Raw genomic sequence first — 20,323 nt, 5'->3', positions numbered from 1 at the left:
AGGTCGTTTTTCTTTCTATCATGTCGAAATTGTGCCGCAGGAATGTACCGCATGATGACATTAAAGCTCCCCCACTACCTCTACCAACGAGCCAATACATGGTGGTTTCGTAAAACCATCCCGACCACAAACGCTCGCCATGACATCCGGCTGAGCCTCAAAACTAATCAATTGCATGCAGCCCGATCATTAGCCTTAATCCTCAATAGTCAATATAATCACTGGCAAAACCAATATTCAGGAAGCCCGAAAATGACCAAGGAACACATTGCCTTTTTTCAGCAGCAACTCAAGTTATTAGTCAACAGATGGTGGCAGCGTGAAATGGATGATTTTCATGGCAACCTTGATAAGGGAATTGATGAACTCAATGATTTACAGCACGTCACAACGGGGCTTATTGAGTTTCATCACAAACGTATTATTAAAAAAGAGTATCGGGACAATGCCAAAAACCAGAGAATAGCTGCCACGTTATTAGATGAAATCCAAGAGCAACAATCGGATATCACCTCTGACTTAACCGAACAAGACTATCAGCAACTGGCTCGTATGGTTGACCAAGCCTCTTTGCAGCACTATCAACGACTCAATACGTATTTATCAAACCCAACACCAGACTGGTTAAACGCACCCACAACCTTTGAGGTTGAATCAATCATTGATGATAAACCACGTTACCCCCTATCTAAACTGATTAGCGAATATCAAGAAGAAAGCCAGCAAAAAGGACACAGTCAAAAGACCCAAAATAAGTATGCTCAATGCCTCGCCTTAGCAATTAGCTACTTTGGTGATGTGCTTGTTGATACGATCACACCCGAGCAAGGCAGACATTTTCGAGAGTGCTTAAAGACATTTCCTCTTGGGATTAAAACAAAAGAGATGCTGGCACAGCCACTGAGTGAAATCATAAAAAAACATCCACGTACTCAAATCATATCGGTAGAAACGGCGAATTCACACCTGCAAAAAGTGTCCCAGTTTTTTGATTGGATAGTGTCCTTAGGGTATTTAACCTACAATCCTATCCCTCAAGAGCCGCTTCCGGCTCCACGGGTTAACCATAAAGACGATAGAGCCGTCATCACTGACGAGGAAGCTATACAAGTTTTTCAGCATCCCCTGTTTACGATGCATCAAGGCGTCAAAACCAAAAAGATACAGCAGCCTTACCATTTTTGGTTACCGCTATTGTGTTTATTTACGGGTATGCGCCCCGGTGAAGCTTGCCAGTTATTCACTAATGACATTGAAAATGTGAATGACATTTGGTGTATTCGTGTGGATAACCGATATGAAAAACAGCGGTTGAAAACACCAAATGCCAAACGCTACATCCCAATCCATCAACAACTTATTGATTTAGGCTTCTTGGTATTTGTGAACGATAAGGCAGGCACACACCGTGAAGATACACGCCTGTTCCCTGAAATTATGCTCATTCAAGACTCTTTTGCGACCAAGCCGGGTGAATGGTTCAACCGTAATTTACGAGACAAACAATCGCTTCCTGAGCACGTCACGCTCTATAGCTTTAGGCATTACTTTAGAGATAAGCTACTCGCCCTGCATCCTTCTGATGAATATTTGAATAAGATTATGGGTCATCAAACCAGTTCTTACGGTAAAGCCTTACCAAAGGAACAACAAGCTATGCATGAACTGGTTAATAAGCTCGATTTTTCAGCCATTATTGCTCAGATAAAACCTTATGAAACATTGGACATCTTCCACAAACAGTAGGCAATGAATCAATAGTCTACTTACGAAATCGTGATTGGGGTGTTACAGGCATTTGAAAGGGCTGTAACGTTACATTTTAAGAGAACGTTACAGCAGATCCCCATGATATCAACGTGTATCATTGTTACGCTTGTTACGCTTGTTACGCCATAGAAAGACCTATCTGAACGAAAACTAGAACAGACTACAAGTTAATCTAAACATTATTGTATTATTGACTCATAAATGGCATTCCTATATTACTCTTGATTATCGTTCACAGTAAGAACTCCTATTGTGATGAATCCATAATAGAATCGTGTTTGGTAATTAATATAGGGGGAAATATTGGGATATATAAGGCGCTAGACTGACCTATTCTCTGAGCTCAAATAATTTCTGTTTCGCTACCTTTAATCCTTCTTGAATATCTGGTTCGTTTATCTCAAGGTTTTTTGCTCTTCTGACATTCTTACAAACAATATCATGCCAAGCATCAGTTAATAAGCATTCTGTATATTTAGTAACTAGGTCATCATGATGATTGACATACCACTCAACAGAAGTTTTATCATTACAACCTGACATTGTGATAACAGTTATAATGAGACTAACTAATAAAAAGTATTTAGCCATTATACTTATCCTTACAGATTATTTAGTTCGGATACGCACATATCTAAAAGAAATTGGACTCATACTCTGCCTTTATATCAGTGCTAAACAATGAAAAATTCTCTAACTGTGCTTCAATCTACTATTCATGCTAAAGATATTGATTAAATGAGATTTGCAAAGTTTAGCTCATATTTAAATAGCTTCCTCTAAGATGCCTTCTGGAACACAGACATTACCTTCAAATAATTTACGAGCAGTTCTGATCACGGCAGCCTGAGTATTTTCTATTCGATCCCCATCCTTTAATAAAGAAACAGTAATTTTCCCACTTGGATGTTCAATATTTACTATACTGTTTAGCCTATCTTGAGACTGACCACCTATGATTTTTTGAGCAATGGAGCCTTCAATTATTGTTGCTGTTGAAATACCTATAGAACCTGTAATTGCCAATGACTTATGGCAATTGTGTGGCATGAAATAGCGAACTTTAATCGTCCCCCCCGCTGTTGGTTTGCTCAGAAGAACAGGCTTTGGAATGACTTTATCAGCTACATCGCCAAGCCCCATTGCAACGCCAGCTTCTAGGCGGATCTTCTCAAGACGTTTCATAAACATCAAATCAGAATCCAGTTCAGTTGGAGACTCACTACCGGTTTTCCCCATTTGATGTGCATTGATTAAAATCATTGGCATTGCCATATCAATACATGTGACCTCAATGTCATCAAATACATCTGTTGCATTACCTGTGGGAAGTAATTTACCCGTTTTACAACCTGCGGAATTTAGGAACGTCAAACCAATTGGAGCAGCTGCCCCCGGCACACCATCAATTTGGGTATCCCCTTCATAAGTCACTTTGAAATCAGGGGTCTGAACTTCAACATTAACTAATGTTCCAGTATTGAGATTCCGAATACGCACTGCCGTAACTGGATTTTTCGGAGCAATTAGCCCCTTTTCAATAGCAAATGGACCAACTGCACATAACATATTTCCACAATTTGGAGTTGTATCGACCCTTCGTTCTTTCACCATAACCTGAGCAAAAAGATAATCAATATCAGCATCAGGGCTATCTGAAAGACTCACAATGGCTACTTTACTGGTTTGCGGACTACCTCCACCGATACCATCAATTTCAAGATCATGGCCTGAGCCCATCAAAGCTAGCAAAACGGCATCTCGTTCCTGAATATCATCTGGTAAATCAGTCGATAGAATAACTGGCCCTTTAGAAGTGCCACCGCGCATCAGAACACAGGGTATGCTGAACATACTTTCTCTCTTCCTACAGATTAAATGATACGCCAAGCGTCCCATATGCGGATAAATAACTCTAATGCAAAGAAACAAGAGATTAATGCATTTTACACATTAATAAGCCTTCAGTTATTATGGTTTAATTTCTCTATAAGCCTGAGGGTTGAAAAATGCAGCATGAATTACAGGGTATCCAATCTTTCGTAAAAGTTGCGGAAATGGGATGTTTTACAAAAGCATCTCATTTTTTACACATCTCTCAACCCGCATTGACGAGACGAATAAAAAAGCTTGAGGATAGTTTAGGTACAGCACTATTTGAACGCTCAACAAGACGAGTAAAATTGACTGCTGTAGGGAGAGATTTTCTACCTCATGCAAAAAATCTCATCGATTTTTATGAAAGCTCGATACTCAGTATTAAAGAAATGGCAACACATCAAACAGGGACAGTGACTTTATCTTGTTTACCTACAGCAGCCTTCTATTTTTTACCTTCCGTTATTCGTGATTATAACGAACATTACCCGAATATACGTATCCGAATACTTGAGCATAGTGCTAGCGACTGCCTTGAGGCGGTACTTAATGGGGATGCAGATTTTGGAATAAATATGATTAACATCACACATTCTAATATAGAGTTCACACCTCTGGTTAATGAGCCTTTCGTTCTTGCCTGTAAACGCGACCATGAGCTTGCCAAAAAAAATCTCGTGATGTGGGAAGATCTTGCCGGACTCAAACTTATTGGAGTCCGAAAATCGAGTGGTAATCGATATCTAATTGATCAGGCTTTAGAAGGATTTAACTGGAAACCAAACTGGTTTTACGAAGTAAGACACCTGTCCACATCACTCGGGATGGTTGAAGCTGGGCTTGGTGTTGCTGTTGTACCAAGTCTGGCAATGCCTACGGATGAGCACCATATACTGGTTAGTCGACCACTTATAGAGCCTGTGATCAGGAGAACACTGGGATTAGTGTTTAGAAAGGATGACACCTTAAGCCCTGCAGCCGATAAATTTCGTGAAATATTGATGAAGCTTTGGTCTCAAGACAATACCAGCCCTTGGATCAGTAGATTCAGCCGCTAGTATGGTTACAAACTCACTTGCATATTGAAACTGGCACTAATACATATTGAGTAGTTTGTCATATTGAATCACTAAATAAGGTATATCCATTTTACAGTGAGCACTACAGAGTAAAAATGGCACATTACATTTTTAGAGATAGTTACAGCAGATCGCTGTGATATCAGCCTGTACCGCTGTTATGTGATAAAGACACGTATCTGAACGAAAACCAGAACAATCAAAAAATTAATCTAAGCGTCGTTTCTATTATTAATGCATTTAATGACGTTACACGCGTAACAACGATACAAGCCAACATTGAAGCACTTTTTGTTACATCCTGCTGGTGGTGTAACGTAACAAGGAGAGATAATCCTCCCCTTGTTAGCTTTCATGCTTAAACAGTATAGCTTTCCAGTGCCTCACTTTCCTGATCGCTTTGACCTAAGCGTGTCCCTGATACAACATAGGGTTTTTGCTCTTCTGCTTGCTCAACATCGAGTATTTTTCCTGATATAGGATACACGCGGCGGAGACCACCACCCTGCAATCGCTTAGTTACTGATGATTTTTTAGGTAAAAAACCTAATTTAACCAATATGTTGGCGACATTTTTGTGGTCAAGTCCCTGACAAATATCGTTGCGAAACGATTCAGGGAAAACACAAAAGTCGTTGCCATCTTTGCAGCCCCAAACAGGTCCATTCGTATTTTGTCCAAATCTAGAGTCTCCCCATTTGAGTAATCGACCTCTAACAACTTCAAGTGCTTGGTTAGATTCGTGTGAGCCTTCGCCTCTTTCTAATAGCCATGCATCAAAACAGGTTTTCACACCACGAAAAGCTTCACCTTTTTCCCAGCCAGTAATGTTTGCTGCCAACTCTCCCGCTGCCGCAACGAGGGCAAACCGATTTGCAGCACGTTTTATCTGTCCATCCACATTATCGGGCACATATTGTAAAAACGCTGTCATCAGCTCCCTTAGCTTTATCGAGTACTCAACCTTATTACCCGCTAACGCCTTCAAGAACGCTCTGGAAGCGACACCGTGGTACTGCTTGCTATTGCTATTTAACATTTCGGCAAAACTTGCCGCATCAGAAAAACCATGAAGTTCTTCAAAAAGACCTAACCCTTTTCCAGCATCCGCTGGAATGTCAATAAAGCGAACTTCTTGCCCCGCTTTGACCATTTTTCCCGCTTGGCTCATTAAATTAGACAAGGATACTTCACCCGCTGAAACAAAAATGAGTCTCCATGTTTTCAGCGATGCCGCCCCACCGGAACGGTTTGCACGTTGCTTGCTTGACCCATTAGCCACCATATACACGGTCTGAGCTGCTTCACTTGGGTTTTCATCTGCCATCTGACCTAATTCATCAATGACAAGCGTTGCATCATTATGAGCATATGCGACACTCTCAAGCCCATTGGACGTTGCACGCCATGTCACCAATTTATCCGCTGGCCCCCACACTGATTTACACAGACGTAAGGCCGTTGTTTTTCCTCGGCTACTTTCACTTCGAATATGAAAGCCACCTGATTCTAATGCATGGTCTAAATCCAATAATGGTCCCGCAAACGCAGCAGCAACCATCAAAATTAATCGGCTGTTACCTTGGCAATAAGCCGCTACATTACGCTGCCATTCTTCTAGTGTCCCCGATTGTTCATAACCTGCCGGAGCTCCGTACATAGACTGATAAACAACGCGTTCAGAGCTAGCCCCAATGGCTTCACTCGGTAAAACAAATACTTCACCATGCCAGCCCGTTTGAGACACATTGCGGGCACGTTCTACTGGTTGAACAGTTGAGATAAAACTTAGTAACGCTTTGTATTCACTCGGATTGAAATGCAAGCCTCTAGACGCTAAAGGCTCCAGTATTATTGATGGGTCTTTAACAAGAGCAGCCCGTGGCAAAGCAAACATATGTTCATGGCGGTCTAAATCGGCAAACTTGAAGACGATCCCCCACTCTTCATTCGACTTATCACGAGACAACGCTTGCGGATACAATGCAGAACAAATTTGTGCATCATACGTCCCTTTGTCCGTAGTTCGTTTTTGATATAACCACCCATTATTGAAAAAATAATCAGCTGGTATCCTCATTCGGGCAATAGCAATAACTGGACACAACTGACGTTTAAGTTCATCAATCCCTTCTAAAACAGCTAAATCATTGGCATCTGTCGGTTGTGTTGATTCATCTTGAAACTGAGGTATAAAACACGAACAACTATATAATTTTGCTGCTTTTTCAGCAGCTTCAACCCCAGCATTTCTCTCTTTATACTTATCATTATCAGCAATAATCACAATCGGTACATCTGTTTTACTTCGCACAGCTTTAACTACTTCAGGTAAATTGCCGCAATCAATCGCCATAATGCAAGTATACCCTGTCGCTTCATAACAGGATGCCGCCGTCGCAAACCCTTCGGTTATCAATATGGTGCTGCTATCGCCCTCTATCACATAGCAAGCCCCTTTTTTGCCACAATCTTTATAAAAGCGTTTAGTACCATCCACCCAAATGCGTTGAGCCGTAATGAAGCCACCTTTATATTCACTCAATGGAATAACCAATTGATTACCATTGACTAATATACCGTGCGCCTCCACTTTTTTTCTCAACAAGTAAGGATGATTATTTGAAGCTAAAGGAAACCTTTGAATATGCTCGCTTAATTCTGCTCTGTTTTCTGCAAATAGAGCTTCTCGTGCTGCATCATTAGCTGCTTTCAATTGCTTATATTCATCTATTCTTGTTTTTTGCTGTTCCTCTGACACGGAACTTAACCCATCACTACGCCAAATTACCTCTCCTAAATCCTCATGAAAACTTTTCGCTATTAACCAATGAATTTTTCCATTTTCATCGGCTAATGTTTTTATATAACCGCTAGTTTCTCCTTCTTTATCATGTGTATCTTTAAAACGTGGATAGTCCACCTCGATATTATGTATTTCTGCATCTTCAGCAGCAAGTTGATGTTCTTTAGCTAACTTTAATAACGAATCGAATGCATATTGATTGTGTTCATCAATAGTCATATTTAACTCCAATGAGTGTTTAAGATAAAAGTTTGATGAACCTCACTCGACTGAGTGAGGCTGTTGAGTATTGAATTAAAAGTTTTTAATAGAAAACTCTTCTAGGTCACCATAATCATCAAATATAATTTTGAGAAAATAATGACCATCACAAGTGAAAAACTTATAGTCATTGGATTCGGGGCAATACTCGACATAACCATCTTCTATGTAAAGAATATCGTCGAGAAGTTCAGGTATGTATTCAAGACGACCTTCTTCACTATTGATTTCTTTAAATATAGCGATCTTAGTGCGAAGGGGTAAATTATTAAACTGATTACTCATAATATCTCCTATCAATATTATTAATTTTGGATGTAATATCGACTTAGATGTCATATCGATATAGAGGAGATTAATATATTTAGAGAATAAGTAGCAGCTTGCTTGGTAGCCCAAACAAGCTATCTTGACATTTATTGTTTTTTATGAATCAAAGTCTCATACCAAGCTTGAAAACTTTTATCAGCTGGTAAATCGCACTTTGGGATTTCGCTAAACTTCTCTATTAACTCTAATTCATCAATAGTTCTAGGGAAGTAAGTTACCTTTTTATTGTTATCCTGTTTAAATTTTAGGTAAGACTTATATTCCTGATAACACCCACTACAACAAATATCTTCTTTATAATATGATAGCGGAAATACAACTCTATTATTTAACGCCTGATTCTCTATTCTAGATTTAATTGATTTTCGGGATAAAGATATCCCCTCATTTAACTCTTCACCTGTTTTGCTATAAGCATTAATTTTATATAGATAAGAAAGCTCATCTGAAAGTTGTTCTAAAAATGAATCATCCCCTTTAACTAATAATATATCATCCCATTCAATCCCTATAATTTTCATTATAACCAATCTAAAATATAAGTAATTATTGACATTTTTTATAAAATCTTTCTTTTCCTCAGAAAAATTCCTATATTTCAAATTCAAAAACAAGGCTTCCTCAAGTCCACAATCTTTATTAAGATATTTATTTATTGCTTCTCCGAGATAATATCTAGCTATACGAGGCAATTCAAAATCATTGAGTAAAAGATAACTTATATGTTTCAATACACGTTCAGGTATGCCCTCTGGAGCTCTTTTCTTTTCATGATACTTAACTAATGGAGTATTAATATTTTCATCCCCTCCATTTTTTTCAACTAATGTAGCAAATGAGTCCTCATCAGTTATATCTAATTTATTTTTATCCATTCTCATTAAGTTTTCATACAAAAATTCATATTGTGGCTCTTTTTTTTCTTTCAAATCATCACTCACTTATCTATCCTCTTTAATAAAACAATAACAACTATTTTTAAAATAAGCATATTCAACACTATTATCATTTTTCAGATAATAAATTGGTATAAGAAATTTGACTAAACCACAGGAGCTAGCTATGCAAGCAAAAATTAATGAAGTTCGAGAATACTTATCAAGCCGTCTTTATCTTACCGACCAACTGACATCCCCTCAAGACACTTACGACTTTCTCACTGTTCAACTCGGTGATAAAGAGCAAGAAGTATTTTCGGTAATCTACTTGAATGCTCAAAATCAAGTCATACAATACGTTGAAATGTTTAACGGCACCATTAATCATACTAACGTCTATCCCCGAGAAATTGCGAAATTAGCTTTAAAACTCAATGCCGCCAACATTATCTGTGCCCATAACCACCCTTCTGGTACGGTAACCCCATCAAAAAGCGATATTAAAGTTACCGATAAGCTGAAAACAATCATGCAGTTGTTGGACATAACACTGCTTGACCACATTATTGTGGCTGGTGGAGAAACAATGTCATTTGCTGAAAAAGGTCTGCTATGAAAGGGATTCTCCTCACTGCATTAATAAAAGGGCTTATCACATTTGCCTTTCATCTACTAAAAGTTGTATCTGCTGCTCACAACTAAACCTAACTTAAATTTCATTATCACCCCTACCAATAAGCATGCTTTAAAGTCATGCCACCAGCCAAACCATTCTATAAGTGACGAAACCATACCAAAAGGTCTCTTTTCTGATTTGGCGTGATTTTTCATCATACCATGCCCTATTGGTAGGTAAGGAGGATTTCGTGGCAGTTGTCGGCTACGCACGAGTGTCAACTCGAGGCCAAAGCCTCGATGCTCAACTTAATGCATTACACGATTGTGACAAAATATTTAAAGAAATTATCAGTGGGGCAAAAGATAATCGCCCAGAGCTTGCTGCCCTACTCGATTACGTTCGTGAAGGTGACACAGTTAAAGTAACAAAACTTGATCGGCTTGCTCGCAATACAAAGCATTTACTAGAAATATCCGCTTACTTAGAAACAAAAAAAGTACGGTTATTAATTATGAATATAGGTATAGATACAGACACCCCAACAGGTAAGCTAATGCTTACAATGATAGGTGCTATTGCAACGTTTGAGCGTGAAATCATGTTAGAACGCCAAGCAGAAGGAATTGCACTAGCTAAACAACTAGGTCGGTATACAGGGCGAAAAGCAACCGCTAGAGCCAAAACAGCGGAAGTTTTGGAGCTACTAGCCCAAGGCGCAACCAAACCTGCTATTTCAAAACAACTTGATATCAGTATTACCAGCATCTATCGCATCGTTAAAAGTAACTCAAATAGACTTTCATTATAAGGAAATTATCATGGCGTTTTACACAATGACAAACTTTGCAGACCGTATCTCTTTCATGAAAGATGGTCAATATGTAGGCTCAGCAATGCCAAACGTATTCGGTGGTTATAATCTCTCAGGAGCAACTGGAGAGTCTCTAGGCCACACTAGCACCTTAGGTGACACTGAAATATTTCACGGCGATATGGGTCAACTAGAGGGCTTTGCGAGACCCAACATCTTTGGTGGCGTTGACTACTTAAGTTCGACGGGTTCATTTCAAGCCATGTCTATACCCGATTTTCAAGGTGTGACACTGCATGATATTGCTGATGGTTCATCTGAACATATCTCAATGATTGGGGATAACCTTACTGACGAGCACGTTGATGGATTATCCAGTTTCTTTCATAAATTTCTGGGGTAGTTAACATGGACGATTTTCAACGCATTGAAGCTACTGCATTAACCATCATGATAATGCAGGCTACTGAAATAATTGAAAAAGAAGAAGATACTGCTTGTCTTGTCGATGTTCCATACATACTGTGCAAAGCACTTTGCGAAGCGAACGATTCTGAGCTTTATACCCACTTAAAGCTAACTGATGAGCAAAGAGCAAAAAGCATCAGTGCAGTTACAGCTATGCTAGCGGATAACGATAATTGGCTAAGTCAAGCTGCTCATCTCTATAATCTATTTTCAAACCCACTAGGTAAAACTATACGAGACACCATCACTAAACAATATGATGAGAATCCACTGGTTAGAAAGATCACTCGTTTATACCGTGGATTCGGTCTTGATTTAGTGCTTGGCGTCTGTGATGAACTCATTAACCAAGGTGTACCACCTAACAAGTTATTAGCTGACTTTTCCGATTATCAACTTGCCAACCTTCCCTGTGAAAACTTTGATGAAGTCGTACAAGTTAACGTCGATATTGGTGTTGTATCAGGTCAAATTGACAGCAAGGAAGCGAAGTATGGTGAATTAGCTGGTAACGTAGGCGGCTTCGTTGCAGGAGCCAAAGCAGGGGCGATCATCGGTTCATTCTTCCTCCCCGGTGTTGGCACAATCGTCGGGGGTGGAATTGGAGCTGCTGCAGGTAAGGTATTTGGTAAACGCATGGGTAATCTTGCTGGTCAAGGCTTTACTGAGACAAAAGGCTCGAAATCTAAATAACAATCTTCAAATATATGGCGGTTAGCAAAATAATCATAGGAATACTAACCGCCCCTACTCACTATCAAAATCAATAAACTCTTTAATGAAGAGGTCAATATGTACGCATCATTATATCTGTCATTTATGCTAGGCTCCGTTGCTATGGGAACAAACCCTGTAAGCACATACAATGACATGGAAACATGCAAACAAGCACAAAGCCAACTGACCGTTGCTGGCACGAAAGGTATGTCCATAAAGTCAACGTGCAGAGAAACACCGATGTACTACCCTTCAGGACCTTACCTCAACGGTATCCTTGCTGGTGGTAAAGGCACTCAAGCAGGTAAAACACCACCGTATTCAGACCTTCACATCTTTGAAGATGACGAATACGAAACATGCGTCGGAGCAATTAAAGAAGTCGCTAAAAGCATGGAAAATGAACCCGCGATGCATGCCGTATTTTTCTGCGTGCCAGTACAAAAGAAAGTGTGATTAATTTCCAATTAAAATAGCAAGTCCAAAAATTGGCTTGCTATTTAACTAAAACAATAAATTCGTATTTGTAATGGTCAATAAAAATTGATCATAGTTTTATGAGTATTCCCTATATAATCGTTCTGATTCATTGGGTGCTAAACCACCATTATATTGATAAGACCTACGCTGAACATAATACCCAAGGTAAAGTAGTCAACTAACATCTAATATAAAATTGAATTTAACTTAATCAATTAAAAAATCACTCATTTCAATTAGTAAATTAGCCCTCTGTATCTAAGAGGGCTAATTATTAGAAATTTAAATCAGTATCTTCCATTTCGGAATCCATCACTCCTGTAGTAGAATACTTAAGTAGCATGCTAGAGGTTGACTCTATTTTTGAGTCTTGAGAAACTTTATTAGTAAAGTATATTTTACGGATTCTTTCATAATATTCGCCCGCGATTTTTCTAGCTTCCTCTTTCCCTCTATATTTTTCAGCTATTTGAATATGACCCCTCGAAAGAGATACAAGAGGATAACCATCAATAATTTTAATTCTTCCCCCATCAAGCCTTAAGAAAATTTCTTCTGCTTCATCAAGTAAATCATATGCTAACTTCTCGTTATTACAACGTAATGCTATAATCATTTTCATTTGTGCATACGCATGTTCAATTTGTGGAGAGTTAGGATAAGCAATGTTAGCAATTTTTATTTTTTCATAAGCATCATCATAATAACCAAAGTCCCTAAGGGCTATTCCATATTGAAGCAGAAATAAACCTTCATGTTCTAATTTTTTTTCATATTTATTATATAAACTCAGAACTAGTTCCTCATCATTACGTAATAATTTCCTAATATTTTTAGAATTCACTAACGATTTATAAATTGCTGCTTCTGTTTTTATAACGTTAGTTACTATAGGGGTACTGTACACTGTAAAAGCTGAAATATATGCAGATAAAATACTATAAATATACTGAGTGTCTAAAAAATTATTGAATAATCTATCTATATAATTATAATGCCTTGCTTCTATGAACCCGTTCTTATAATAAATAATACCATCCATCTCACTAGCAAGTTGAACTATATTCGCATTCAAATTCAGCTCAATTAAAGCTCTAGTTAGTGTGCTCTCATGAGCATCAACCCTCTGATATGTTGCAATACCAATTAAAACAAGTAATGCCTTATGAGAATTACTTGGAATTTTATCAAAATCATTTTTTATGATCTGATTATACCCTTCTCCCATAGTAGTTTCCATCAAGCCAATAAGAAGTTGCTTTCTAGATTTATTGATTAACTCATCCAACCTTTGCTTATGACTGAGCCTACCTAATTGAGTCCAAAATCCAAACTTTTCAACTTTATTCAAAATAAGTACTGCATCATTTTTATCAATCAAGGATATATCCATTTTCATATAGCTTTCTTGACTAAAATATTCTTGCCCCCTATGTTTCCAAATACTTTTACTTTCCGCACCTATAATCACCCCTTTCTTTATTCTATTTTCATATATGACCTCACCTATTACTTGGGCAGAATCAGCAATTCGATCAAGAAAAATAAAATACCTTCCTTCGTTTTTCTTTTCCAGCTCAACAATTAAACTGGAAATATTAGCATTAATACTTTCAATGAAATAACATGGAATATTAATCTCAGAAAACTTTAAAGCAAGCTGTTTCAATAGAGTGGTCTTACCTGAACCAGCTGAACCAAAAATACAATATAAGTTTACACCATCTTTTTTCTTCGATAACTCAAGTAACTCAGCATATATTTTTTTTGTATTTTTCAATTCAGCAGGAACACGGTCTAATATATCCTTCCATGTTGGTTTAAATCCTCTATAGAAATTCCTAATAGGGCTACCACTATCCCTTTCATTAAGAATTTGTATGTTAGCTCTACTTATTGGAAGTACATCTCTAAATATCTCTAAATAGTGAGATTTATCATCTTGCGCATTAACGTTATATTCAGGCCTACTATTTATTAATGTGTCTCTTGGGGTTAGAGGTTCTGGAAATTCATTTATTAACCATTGAGTAAAATCACTTAGCTTACCGGAAATATGTTCAATATTATATTCCTCCAGTGTAATTTTCTCTATGGTAGTAGCTGAGGGTGTAAGCACATAACTACGTTGCTCTTTGCTCGATGTTGCCCCTTTATACCTTTCTATCTGATGATAAAATAGTGGTTCTGATAATTTAGTACCTATAAATAAAAATTTATAATTATAGAAGTCTACTCCTAATTCTTTATACCATAAAGGCTCTCTAGCGGAAGATTGTCCGTATTCCTGCTCAGAAAAAATATACCCATCATCAGGTCTTTTTATATCTCCATTTAGTTTAATATAATCTATATTATAAAATAGCTGGTCAGGTGGCGATACATTATCATTTCTACCCCTAATATAAAGATTTTGCTTTGAATTTCTCGAAAAGGCATTTTCACATGCATCATCGATATTTAGGGTATATATTCTTCTAAAGACATATTTAGCTAGGGTATTATACTCCGCGGAAGGTTTACAATGGTTGAAATATGAGTCAAAAATATTATCAAGTTCATTTCCTAATATTTTTTTACTGGCTGAATAAACTTTATTCAATGGTTCATTTGAGTATTCTAAACCTGATTTTTCAGCTAGAATTTTAGCTAATTGATAACCTAGCGGTATCGGTTCGTTAAGTTTTGTAGTAGAAGAACCAGATGCTCCTGCACCAAGAAGCAATACAAGCCTACCTTCTTTAATAGCTTTTTTTATATCACCATTCATATTCACCTCATTATCAATATATTTAATAAAAAAGATATATAGCATATATTTGAAAAAAAGCTAGTTATACGTTATTTTATTCAAAAAACAGGTATTTACCCATCTATGACTCCTTGATTTTTTTAAAGTATTATCCTCCGAAAGATATTTTCACATCTAAGATGGGATACCATTAATAATCTCACAGTAAAAATTAATGATTTACATTTTAATATCAAAATATTACAACTAGCCACCTCCTCGTTTCATGATATACACGCATATTCACTAATACTGTTTATTTGCTTGTTTCTTTATTAATTATAAGTGATTCAAATAACTCTCCATTATCTAATGTGAGTGTTATCCTATTAATTAAATTTTTTATAACATAATTAACATACCTAATTTCAATTCAACTCCCATAAGAGGAGTTGAATTAATAACAAACCTCAATACCACATACTTGCAGTCATAAACTGACTGTGCCACACTATTGTGCCATAAACTTCATCGACATAGATAGAAGAATCAAACAGTTACATTGGGGAGGAGCTTCAAGCCAGCTCCACCAAATTTGGTGGGTCAGTGATAGGACAACAGGTTTAAAAACAGGAAGTTAGCAAAATTAGTTGGACTAGGTACTGGCAACATTAAGACTAGAAAGTGCACGTGAAATGCACGCGCATTTGAAAGTTACTAAAAGCTCACTTCGGTGGGCTTTTTTATTGTTCATAGAAAAACAACCTATTAAGGTTATTTCTTTGTAGCTCAAATTTAGAAATGGTAGAATTAATTGGAGCTTTCTTACTTTTACAATAAAACATTAGCCGTTTAACAGTAAAAACGTGTTTTTATAGCGGCTTTATCGACTACTCAGACAACTGTTTTATCACTTGGTAATACAGTGATGGGTCTTTAAAATTCTTAGCCGTAGCTTTAGTTCCGTACTCGCTCAAATGTCCACCATCATAAGTATATGGTAGATTTTCAGATGTCAGCTCATCACCTAATTCAGAGCCATATAGCATTTTTCTAATTGGATAGGTCTGATAATATAAACCTATCCAATCTTATTTTTAACTCAAACGATACCAACCCATAAGCATAATATACGCATTCGTCACTGTTAGAGCCGTGCCAGAGCCTAAATTCTCAGTTTCTCCCGAGAAAGTATGCGTGTGCACTCCATTATTCGATGTTTCGCCTACCCAAGATTTAGATGCATCAAATTTCCATCCAGAGTTAGCATCTTGGTTATATGCATTACTATAACTCCAGCTACCACCTGCCCCTCCCCACGAAAATGCACCAGATGCACCTTTTGTTCGACTATCATGAATACTATTGAGTGCGCCTGTTATATTCATTGTTCCACGGTTGTGGGTGTGACCGCCATTTGAACTTGTCGTACCAGAGTATTTTAATGACACTGCTGGGAGGTGACCTTTACCAATGGTCACTGAATCCGAACCACCGGTTGTTAACACATTCGCACCACTTGCAGCAGCTAAACGAATGGTTTTATTTTCACCGATGTACTGCCATTTCGTACCAGGGAATAAGGTATTGGGGTTCTTATTTTGTGCAAACCACACAACAATACCAATAGGGTAAATGGTATTAAGATTGACCGCATTTTGTAATGCATCGGTGACAGCCTTCTGGCTCATCACGTTCGTTGTTGATCCACCCGTTGATTGGGCAACACTGCTCGTATTGAGCTTTGCATTCAACCCGTTATTAAGTGCTGTGTTTGTTGCATAATCCCCCGACGGTTGATAACTCCCCTTAGCTTGGTACCGTGTATCCCCTTCCACTTTGGTGTAGCTCTCGCCTTTGAGTGCGTAATTCCCTGCTGGGGCATAATTGCCCTTAGGTTGATAGTTGGTATCAGACTCCGCTTTTGAATAACTATAACCTGCAGCTTGATAGCTGCCTTTAGGTTGATACTTACCATCGGTTTCAGCCTTGGTATAACTATCTCCTTTTAAGGCATAGTCCCCTGAGGGCTGATAACTGCCTTTCGGCTGATATCGCCCATCGCCCTCTACTTTAGTGTAGCTTTCACCTTTAAGTGCGTAATTGCCTGCGGGGGCATAGTTGCCTTTGGGTTGATACTTGGTGTCAGATTCGGCTTTAGAATAGCTATAACCTGCCGCTTGGTAATTGCCTAACGGCTGGAAGCGCTTGTCAGATTCTGTTTTGGTATAAACATTGATATCACCCGCACTTAAATCCGCTTTAAGTTCTTGCCATGCTGTGCCAGCTACTGGCTCAACATTGTTATTTTCAATCTTCGACTGCCACGTTTTGTTTTTATGATAAACAATTGCGCGGATCGGGTATGGTTTACCTTCTGTCGCCCATTTAGGAAAACCAAAGCTTTGCAACTCGCCTATCGCTTCTGTGATATCGTGAAACATGCCGTTCATCTTTTCACGTTCGATATCTTTGGCCGCAGGATCAATTTGTTGGTCACGCTCATAATCGTAGCTATAGCCTTGCGTGTAAGAAACCGCGCCATCAGCTTGCACATCATCGGGAATAGGGGTTCTATCCCCTTGTGTTGCAAAGGGGATTTTAAAGATTTTTGTCATGAGTTTTAGGCTCCGAAATTACTGCTAAGGAAGTTTTTGCGATGTTGGCCGTGACCAAAGGCTTTCTTTGTCACGATACGATATTTAACCCCTACCCCTGATGGGCGAGGCATAAGGTCGAAGTTTTCAAGAAGTACCCGTAATCGTTCGTCCGGGTTGAAATTAAACACGTAATACAGATAGGTCATATCAAGCGGGTCAAGTACAAACACTTTACTGTCTGCTTGCCAAAAGAAGCGTTTAAGAAATTCGTTAATATTGGTGACCGTTGGGCTTTGCGTAAGGTTGAAATAGCGCATACGCACGATGAGACGTTTTTGGTCGACCGTCAGCGATAGGGTGTAATCGGCATTACGCCGAAAGTTGCCTTTGAAATTGGTATTCTTTTTACCAAAACCAAAGCCGATTTTTGTTTTATCGCTAGGCGGGACATCAATCCCCAACGGCACATCGAGTATGCGCGCCCAAATATTTAGCCCAAACTCGTTCGCAGTATCGATATTAAATACATCACGGTACCAATCACGCCAAAACTGGATAGTGGATTGTTCAAAATAGTCTGCTTTGTATTTAGCTAACGCCTTGAGGTTTGCCGCATCTTCATATTGCCAAAGGATCGCCTTTAATAAATCAGAATGAAAATCAAACGATTGGATTTTACTCATACCAACACCACCTGTACCGCACTGCGTTTGAGCCTTGCCACCTCATTCATTTTGATTTCATAATTATTTGAAGACCAGGCTTTGCCATCCGTTGAAAGTTCAACTCGTGTAATAAACAACCGAGGCTCGACGGCATTGATACCGGCTGATATTTCAAAAGGTGATACATCGCGCCCCACCACTAAACCGCCCTCACCATCGATATCCCCATTCGCCCATGACTCAACCGCTGCAGGAATAATAGTTTGTGCATCGACGGTGGCTTTTTTCACCGTTACTCGGCAGAACAACACAATTTCTTTCGCCCTATCGAATTTAACGGGATAAATTTGACCGCTGATAGTTTCCAATACCTCAACCTCTTCACGACCGTTAAAGGCGGCGCCAAGGGTTTTAGTACGTAGTAACGAACGTGCTATAGCCTCTTTATCACCCCCTTCAACACACACATAAATGCTATGGGGAACTAACGTGATCCCATCAAAAATCATCGGTTGGTCCGTGTAGTTTTCTCGATACGACAACGAACGTACCCCTTCCAATTCATACAATGCAGAGGTAATCGCCTCCCCCACACTCACCGTGTTTTTGGCTAACGTCTGTTTGCGTCGTCGCCTTGATTGTAAGTCTGATTCAGCATCTCGACCCAACACCGCATTGCTGGGGTTATGTACGGTTTCCCAGCCTAATACCGAACTGGCCACTTTATTAAGTTGACCCACGCCACACTCAACCGCCCCTGTTTCAATGGCGCGCATATCCCCAGTTACTGAGCCATCTTTACCGATAATTAAGGTTTTGGTGGTTTCGAATAAGTCGCCATTCAGCGTGGCAGCTTGTGACCCCTTAGGGATGATAGTCTCGGCAATACCCGTGAATTTCACCTGTGATAAAAAGGAGTGTGTGGCATCAAAACGCTGCCCGCCCATTAAGGCCCATATTGCATCAAGGAAAATGCCACCAGCTAAATCGGGGTTAATTTGATTGGCCAACTCTGCATTATTGCGCACAACGGCGTCCCGATTTTCGACCTCCATGGTGATCAATGCGCCTTGTGGGGTTTCGGGGTTAACATCTAAATCCTGACCAAACACACTTCTATATTCGCTTTCGACATCATCACGTAATGTGCTGGTATCCGGCACAATTACACCCTGTGACGTAAGATATTGATAATCAGCCATTAAGCGTTATCTCCCCATAGATGGTTTGGATCAACGCGGTATAGTTCAGCGAGTTATCCGCGATAAATGCCGAAAATGACACTATTGATATCACATCATCCAGCTCACGCAGCCGGTCACGAAACGCCGCTTCAAATAACGGAATGTCCGCCTGTCGCCCAAACGTGGTTTTCCAGTAGGGAATACCCATATCGAGCTTATGCAGCATTTCACCGCGGAGTGCTTTGGCATAATGTTCACAACGGTTTTTAGATGCCCGTTCACCACTCACAATCGACAAGTTTCCGTCATTGCCGAGATGGATGTCGTTATTGCTGTTAACATTAAATGTTTTCATACGGGGACTCCTGAATTGCTATTACCACTTTGAATACCGCTGTGTTTATGTGTTGAGCCGATATCTTTACCGTTGTGTTTCATCGTGCCCCCGTTTGAATCGCTGTTACCATTCACGGCCTGATTACCATTGATGGTGACATTGCCGTTAAAGGTAGTTTCAGGCACATTGACCTCAAGAATCGGTGAATCTAAAACCGCTTTTCCTGCATGTAATGACAAACACACAGAGCCATCCATGGACTGAATCACCAAGGCATCCGTATTTTTGCCATCAATTAACCAGCCTTTAAGTGTATCGGGAAAGAACATCGCATCGCTGAAGGTATGTAAACGAGCCGTATTCGGTTCATCTTCCAAACCGCCACGCTGAAAGATTAAGCTGATATCGCGGTCATTGGCTTTTAGCCAACCAAAGTCTCCTGGTTTAATTGGCATACGAATAAAAAAGCCACCGCCGCCAAAACGAAAAACGGGAATATTCGGCACTGCCGCTCGCCTGATTTTTTGCCCTTGTGTTGATACCATCATGACGAGCGGCTTAATCACCGCGCGGTTAGTTTTATCGTCATAGCTCACCACAGTTGCTGGGAGCATGTCGTCAATATTCATCAATAGGCTACGAAACGCAGCCATAAACTGCCCTGCCAAGCTGCCTTCGCTAGCAATATCATTATTGGGTTGGTTCATGG

At 39.2% G+C, this 20,323-nt stretch carries 18 protein-coding genes and 1 pseudogene; 7 read left to right on the top strand and 12 right to left on the bottom strand.

The window, feature by feature from the left end:
• Positions 1–51 precede the first annotated feature (51 nt).
• Entirely contained in the window at positions 52–1,746 is a 1,695-nt protein-coding gene (locus FVA72_RS07715) for a site-specific integrase (RefSeq protein WP_165119678.1), read from the top strand.
• A 354-nt stretch (positions 1,747–2,100) separates the two neighbouring features.
• Here the strand turns inward: FVA72_RS07715 and FVA72_RS07710 are convergent, their stop codons facing one another.
• Positions 2,101–2,361: an EexN family lipoprotein gene (locus tag FVA72_RS07710; RefSeq protein WP_110592040.1), complete on the bottom strand. Its 261-nt coding sequence runs from the start codon at positions 2,359–2,361 to the stop codon at positions 2,101–2,103.
• A gap of 174 nt (positions 2,362–2,535) precedes the next feature.
• Positions 2,536–3,624, bottom strand: coding sequence for a 4-oxalomesaconate tautomerase (locus FVA72_RS07705; protein WP_110592041.1), 1,089 nt, complete (start codon positions 3,622–3,624; stop codon positions 2,536–2,538).
• A 155-nt stretch (positions 3,625–3,779) separates the two neighbouring features.
• Between FVA72_RS07705 and FVA72_RS07700 the strand changes: the two genes are divergently transcribed.
• Entirely contained in the window at positions 3,780–4,706 is a 927-nt protein-coding gene (locus FVA72_RS07700; RefSeq protein ID WP_110592042.1) for a LysR family transcriptional regulator, read from the top strand.
• A gap of 379 nt (positions 4,707–5,085) precedes the next feature.
• Here FVA72_RS07700 and FVA72_RS07695 read toward each other — a convergent pair whose 3' ends face one another.
• From FVA72_RS07695 to FVA72_RS07685, 3 genes are all read right to left on the bottom strand, one after another.
• Positions 5,086–7,752 carry a DUF927 domain-containing protein gene (locus FVA72_RS07695; protein WP_110592043.1) on the bottom strand — a complete coding sequence of 889 codons (2,667 nt, stop codon included), beginning with the start codon at positions 7,750–7,752 and terminating at the stop codon, positions 5,086–5,088.
• A 75-nt stretch (positions 7,753–7,827) separates the two neighbouring features.
• Positions 7,828–8,079, bottom strand: coding sequence for a hypothetical protein (locus FVA72_RS07690; RefSeq protein WP_110592044.1), 252 nt, complete (start codon positions 8,077–8,079; stop codon positions 7,828–7,830).
• Between the two features lie 131 nt (positions 8,080–8,210).
• Complete coding sequence (locus FVA72_RS07685) at positions 8,211–9,065, bottom strand: hypothetical protein (protein ID WP_110592045.1); 855 nt, start codon at positions 9,063–9,065, stop codon at positions 8,211–8,213.
• Positions 9,066–9,162: 97 nt separating this feature from the next.
• Here FVA72_RS07685 and radC point away from each other — a divergent pair, with 97 nt between their 5' ends.
• The 5 genes from radC to FVA72_RS07660 all read left to right on the top strand — a co-directional run bounded on the left by radC (position 9,163) and on the right by FVA72_RS07660 (position 12,073).
• On the top strand, positions 9,163–9,618 hold the full coding sequence (gene radC / locus FVA72_RS07680; RefSeq protein ID WP_137018938.1) for a RadC family protein: 456 nt from the start codon (positions 9,163–9,165) through the stop codon (positions 9,616–9,618).
• A 250-nt stretch (positions 9,619–9,868) separates the two neighbouring features.
• Positions 9,869–10,429, top strand: coding sequence for a recombinase family protein (locus tag FVA72_RS07675; RefSeq protein ID WP_110592047.1), 561 nt, complete (start codon positions 9,869–9,871; stop codon positions 10,427–10,429).
• Between the two features lie 10 nt (positions 10,430–10,439).
• On the top strand, positions 10,440–10,835 hold the full coding sequence (locus FVA72_RS07670) for a hypothetical protein (RefSeq protein ID WP_110592048.1): 396 nt from the start codon (positions 10,440–10,442) through the stop codon (positions 10,833–10,835).
• Positions 10,836–10,840: 5 nt separating this feature from the next.
• The gene (locus tag FVA72_RS07665) at positions 10,841–11,593 is read left to right on the top strand and encodes a glycine zipper domain-containing protein (protein ID WP_110592049.1); all 753 of its coding nucleotides are present in this window, start codon (positions 10,841–10,843) and stop codon (positions 11,591–11,593) included.
• A 99-nt stretch (positions 11,594–11,692) separates the two neighbouring features.
• The gene (locus tag FVA72_RS07660) at positions 11,693–12,073 is read left to right on the top strand and encodes a hypothetical protein (protein ID WP_110592050.1); all 381 of its coding nucleotides are present in this window, start codon (positions 11,693–11,695) and stop codon (positions 12,071–12,073) included.
• Between the two features lie 298 nt (positions 12,074–12,371).
• Here FVA72_RS07660 and FVA72_RS07655 read toward each other — a convergent pair whose 3' ends face one another.
• The 7 genes and pseudogenes from FVA72_RS07655 to FVA72_RS07630 all read right to left on the bottom strand — a co-directional run bounded on the left by FVA72_RS07655 (position 12,372) and on the right by FVA72_RS07630 (position 20,321).
• Positions 12,372–14,867, bottom strand: coding sequence for an SIR2 family protein (locus FVA72_RS07655; RefSeq protein WP_165119676.1), 2,496 nt, complete (start codon positions 14,865–14,867; stop codon positions 12,372–12,374).
• A gap of 1,058 nt (positions 14,868–15,925) precedes the next feature.
• Positions 15,926–16,519 (bottom strand): phage baseplate protein, encoded by a 594-nt coding sequence (locus tag FVA72_RS22220; protein ID WP_405029965.1) that lies wholly within the window; start codon positions 16,517–16,519, stop codon positions 15,926–15,928.
• A gap of 546 nt (positions 16,520–17,065) precedes the next feature.
• Positions 17,066–17,446 (bottom strand): annotated as a pseudogene (locus FVA72_RS22215) (phage baseplate protein); the annotation flags it as partial.
• A 5-nt stretch (positions 17,447–17,451) separates the two neighbouring features.
• On the bottom strand, positions 17,452–18,111 hold the full coding sequence (locus FVA72_RS07645; protein ID WP_110592053.1) for a DUF2612 domain-containing protein: 660 nt from the start codon (positions 18,109–18,111) through the stop codon (positions 17,452–17,454).
• Entirely contained in the window at positions 18,108–19,295 is a 1,188-nt protein-coding gene (locus FVA72_RS07640; protein ID WP_110592054.1) for a baseplate J/gp47 family protein, read from the bottom strand. The genes FVA72_RS07645 and FVA72_RS07640 overlap by 4 nt, the downstream gene beginning before the upstream one ends.
• Entirely contained in the window at positions 19,288–19,632 is a 345-nt protein-coding gene (locus FVA72_RS07635) for a hypothetical protein (RefSeq protein ID WP_110592055.1), read from the bottom strand. Before FVA72_RS07635 ends, FVA72_RS07640 begins: the two co-directional genes overlap by 8 nt.
• Positions 19,629–20,321: a Gp138 family membrane-puncturing spike protein gene (locus FVA72_RS07630; protein ID WP_110592056.1), complete on the bottom strand. Its 693-nt coding sequence runs from the start codon at positions 20,319–20,321 to the stop codon at positions 19,629–19,631. The genes FVA72_RS07635 and FVA72_RS07630 overlap by 4 nt, the downstream gene beginning before the upstream one ends.
• Positions 20,322–20,323 lie beyond the last annotated feature (2 nt).

It is taken from the genome of Providencia sp. PROV061 (assembly GCF_011045655.1).
GTDB lineage: Bacteria > Pseudomonadota > Gammaproteobacteria > Enterobacterales > Enterobacteriaceae > Providencia > Providencia hangzhouensis.
The sequence above is the reverse complement of the archived record's forward strand: the minus strand, read 5'-3'. Positions and strand labels throughout refer to the sequence as shown.